The 3,633-nt window shown below is 66.2% G+C and carries 4 protein-coding genes; 3 read left to right on the top strand and 1 reads right to left on the bottom strand.

The genetic code is table 11. The annotated features are described in order from the left end of the window. The first annotated feature begins 223 nt into the window (after positions 1-223). The 3 genes from asnB to ACFXGJ_RS24190 all read left to right on the top strand — a co-directional run bounded on the left by asnB (position 224) and on the right by ACFXGJ_RS24190 (position 3,056). On the top strand, positions 224-1,900 hold the full coding sequence (gene asnB / locus ACFXGJ_RS24180) for an asparagine synthase B (protein WP_378625799.1): 1,677 nt from the start codon (positions 224-226) through the stop codon (positions 1,898-1,900). 67 nt (positions 1,901-1,967) lie between these two features. Then, the gene (locus ACFXGJ_RS24185; protein ID WP_378625800.1) at positions 1,968-2,342 is read left to right on the top strand and encodes a hypothetical protein; all 375 of its coding nucleotides are present in this window, start codon (positions 1,968-1,970) and stop codon (positions 2,340-2,342) included. Positions 2,343-2,765: 423 nt separating this feature from the next. Then, positions 2,766-3,056, top strand: coding sequence for a hypothetical protein (locus tag ACFXGJ_RS24190; RefSeq protein WP_378625801.1), 291 nt, complete (start codon positions 2,766-2,768; stop codon positions 3,054-3,056). Positions 3,057-3,167: 111 nt separating this feature from the next. Here the strand turns inward: ACFXGJ_RS24190 and ACFXGJ_RS24195 are convergent. Continuing rightward, positions 3,168-3,633, bottom strand: a 466-nt coding sequence (locus ACFXGJ_RS24195) for an FCD domain-containing protein (protein ID WP_378625802.1), incomplete at its 5' end; no start/stop codon positions are given.

Below are 3,633 nucleotides of genomic sequence, written 5' to 3' on the forward strand. Positions count from 1 at the left end.
GCCTCAGGCGTCAGCCGTGGGGGCCGGGCGACGCGCATGACGGGGTAAGTCCTTGGTACTTAGCGTGATTCCGGTCAATTCGGCCGCCCCGCCGAGTATTCTTCGACTGCTTCATGTGGCAGGTATCCAGTGTGGATCACCGCCATCTGGTCGCGTCGGCGACGACAATGGGAGGGCAGGCACCGGTCGGCCCTCCATGTCCAACGGTTAGGAGTTCGGCCCCGTGTGTTCGATCCTCGGCATGTTCAACCTCGAGCCTGGCGACGACCTTGGTGCACTGCGGGTGCGAGCGGTCGAGCTCTCGCGCCGGCAACGGCACCGGGGACCGGACTGGAGTGGGGTGTTCATCGACGACGGGGCCGTGCTCGTCCACGAGCGGCTGGCGATTGTCGACCCGGCCAGCGGGTCGCAGCCGCTGCGCTCGCGCGACGGTGGGCTCGCGCTGGCGGCCAACGGTGAGATCTACAACCACCGCGAACTCCGTGCACACAGTGGGTACGACTTCACCACCGGCTCGGACTGCGAGGTGATCAACGCGCTCTACCGCGACGGCGGCGGCGACGTCGACTTCGTAGGCACGCTCAACGGAATCTTCGCGTTCGCGTTGTGGGATGCAGACCGTCGCCGATTCCTGATCGCCAGGGACCCGATCGGGGTGATCCCGTTGTACTGGGGCCACGACGACCAGGGGCGGATCTGCGTGGCGTCGGAACTCAAGGCTCTCGTCGGGGTGTGCGAGGACGTGGCAGCGTTCCCGCCCGGGCACCTGTACGACAGTGCGAGTGGTGAATTGGTCCGCTACCACCTGCGGCCGTGGCGCGAACACGCCGCGACCACCGGTGTCGAGGTCGCACCGGCTGCGCTGCGTCACGCATTCGAGCAGGCCGTTCACCGGCAGTTGATGACGGACGTGCCGTACGGAGTGCTGCTCTCGGGCGGACTCGACTCGTCGCTCGTCGTGGCGTGCGCGGCGAAGTTCGCACGCGAACGGATCGAGGACGACGACCGCAGTGAGGCATGGTGGCCGAGGCTGCACTCGTTCGCGATCGGATTGGCAGGATCGCCCGATCTCGCGGCGGCACAGCTGGCAGCCGACGCGCTGGGCACCGAGCACCACGGTTTCGTCTACACCTTCGAGGAGGGCCTCGACGTCCTGCCGGAGGTCATCCGGCACATCGAGACCTACGACGTGACGACTATCCGGGCATCCACCCCGATGTTCCTGCTGGCGCGGCGGATCAAGGCGATGGGCGTGAAGATGGTGCTCTCCGGTGAGGGCGCGGACGAGATCTTCGGTGGGTACCTGTACTTCCACAAGGCCCCGTCTGCACAGGCGTTCCACGACGAGACCGTGGCCAAGATCGAGGCACTGCACAGCTACGACTGCCTTCGTGCGAACAAGGCGATGATGGCGTGGGGCGTGGAGGCGCGGGTGCCGTTCCTGGACCTCGAGTTCCTCGACATCGCGATGGGAATGGACGCGACGCACAAGATGGCGGGCAACGGCAGGATCGAGAAGGCGGTGCTGCGAGAGGCGTTCGACGGGGCCCTCCCCGAGCAGATCCTGTGGCGGCAGAAGGAGCAGTTCTCCGACGGGGTCGGCTACGGGTGGATCGACGGACTCAAGGACCACGCGGCGGCGGTGGTCAGTGATGCCGAGTTCGCCGATGCGGCAGAGGTATTCCCGCACAACACCCCTGCCACCAAGGAGGCGTATCTGTATCGGCGAATCTTCGCTCAGCATTTCCCGGGCCCGGCGAGTGCCGCCACCGTTCCCGGCGGCAAGTCCATCGCGTGCTCCACTTCCGCGGCATTGGAGTGGGACCCGCAGTTTGCGGCGATGGCCGACCCGTCGGGCCGGGCCGTGCAGGGCGTCCACGAACAGGCCTTGGTGCCCTAGGGATCCGGGCATGCGGGGAAGGTAGGCCTTCCTTTACAGCGGACGTCGGTGGTGGTCGACTGCACGTATGACCGCAGCAATCGACATCTTCCTGATCCTGCATTTCATCGGCCTCGCCGCCATCATCGGCTCCTGGATGACCGTGCTCAAGGAGCCGCGCGTCATTCCCGGCATGCTGCACGGCGCCATCCTGCAGGTGGTGTCCGGACTTGCGCTGGTCGGGCTGAACGAGGCCAACGACGCGACGCTCAACCACACCAAGGTGGCGGTGAAACTGGTGATCGCGGTGGTGATCCTCGTCCTGGCCGTGGTCGGGCTGCGTCAGCAGAAGGCGACCGCCTCGAGCGAGTCCGGTGTGGCCGTCGCAACAAACACCGCGACACTCGCGCAGGCGATCGGCATCCTCGCCGTCGCCAACGTGATCATCGCCGTCGTCTGGTAGCTGTTCGCGAAAGCACAGTCGAGCCCCGCGGACCTTCCGGGCCGCGGGGCTCGACTGTTTTCGGTCGGTGTCGGTTGCTGGTGAGGGTGCAGCCGCAGCCGAGGTTCAGCGTCCTTGCCGTCGTTGTCCGGTACACGGCTCGGCAACGGGACCTCGGGGCAAACTCGAGGACTCACCCACGAGCTTCGCGAAGGAGTCCTCGCGGGGCTCAGTGAGAGACTGCTGGGGTCCGCTCGAGGGTCTCGCTTGGCGAAGGTCGGAGCGGCTGCACGTGTAGTGTTTGACAAATTATCATGTGCAAGAACGATATTCGTGCTTTGTCTCGATCGATGTTGATACTGTGATGCCCACGCCGTGGGCATCGGTGGCCGTCCGACGCGGCTGGCGCCATCGTGGCCATCATCGATTTGATCGGAGCATGGAATGGGTAGTTTCAACGCGCGTCGTCTTGCATCGGTGGTTGTTGTCTCGGCCGTGTTGGCCGGTGGCGTCGCCTCCGGGGTGGGTCTGGCGTCCGCATCGCCAACCGGATCTGTCCAGGGCAGCGGATCCGTTGACGCCCTTTCCTCGCCTACCACGGCCAACCCGTTGATTTCATACCCTCTGATCGCCCTCGATGCCGTGGTCGGAATGCCGCTCTTCAAGCTCTTGGTTGCGACTGGCAGCATCCGCGACTGCTCCGGCAACAACCTTCCAGGCTGCATGCAGACGTAGGGGTCTTCCTCGCCCGCTTCGTTGTCGGCTCCGGGTGAACTGCACGCCATGACCGCTGCAATCGACACCTTCCTGCGGTCCGCGGGGCTCGCTGTACCCGGCAGCGGCCGCTCAGTCCCAGATGCCCGCCTTCTCCAGGTGCGCGACAAGGCGTTTCGCGCCGTCGGTGAAGTGGGCCCGGGTCTCGCGGCCAGCGGCCGCTGCGTCGCCGGCCGCCATCGCGTCGATCAGTCGGCTGTGAGTGGCGGTCGCGGCCTCGCCCCAGCCGCGGTCGGCGGAGTAGAAGTGCACGGGCGTGTACCGGATGGCGTTGAGCAGGAACCAGGACAGCTTGTTCGCGTCGGCGAGGTGATTGAGGACCCGATGGAAGCTGAACTCGAGGTCCTCGATCCGGCCGGGGTCGGACTCCGAGACCGCCTGCGCGAGACTCGAATTAATGGTGCGCAGCTCGTCGAGCACCTCCGGTGTCGCCGCGGGGGTGGCGCGTCGATCAGTCGGCTGTGAGTGGCGGTCGCGGCCTCGCCCCAGCCGCGGTCGGCGGAGTAGAAGTGCACGGGCGTGTACCGGATGGCGTTGA

The organism is Rhodococcus sp. NPDC059234 (assembly GCF_042754225.1).
Lineage (GTDB): Bacteria > Actinomycetota > Actinomycetes > Mycobacteriales > Mycobacteriaceae > Rhodococcus_G.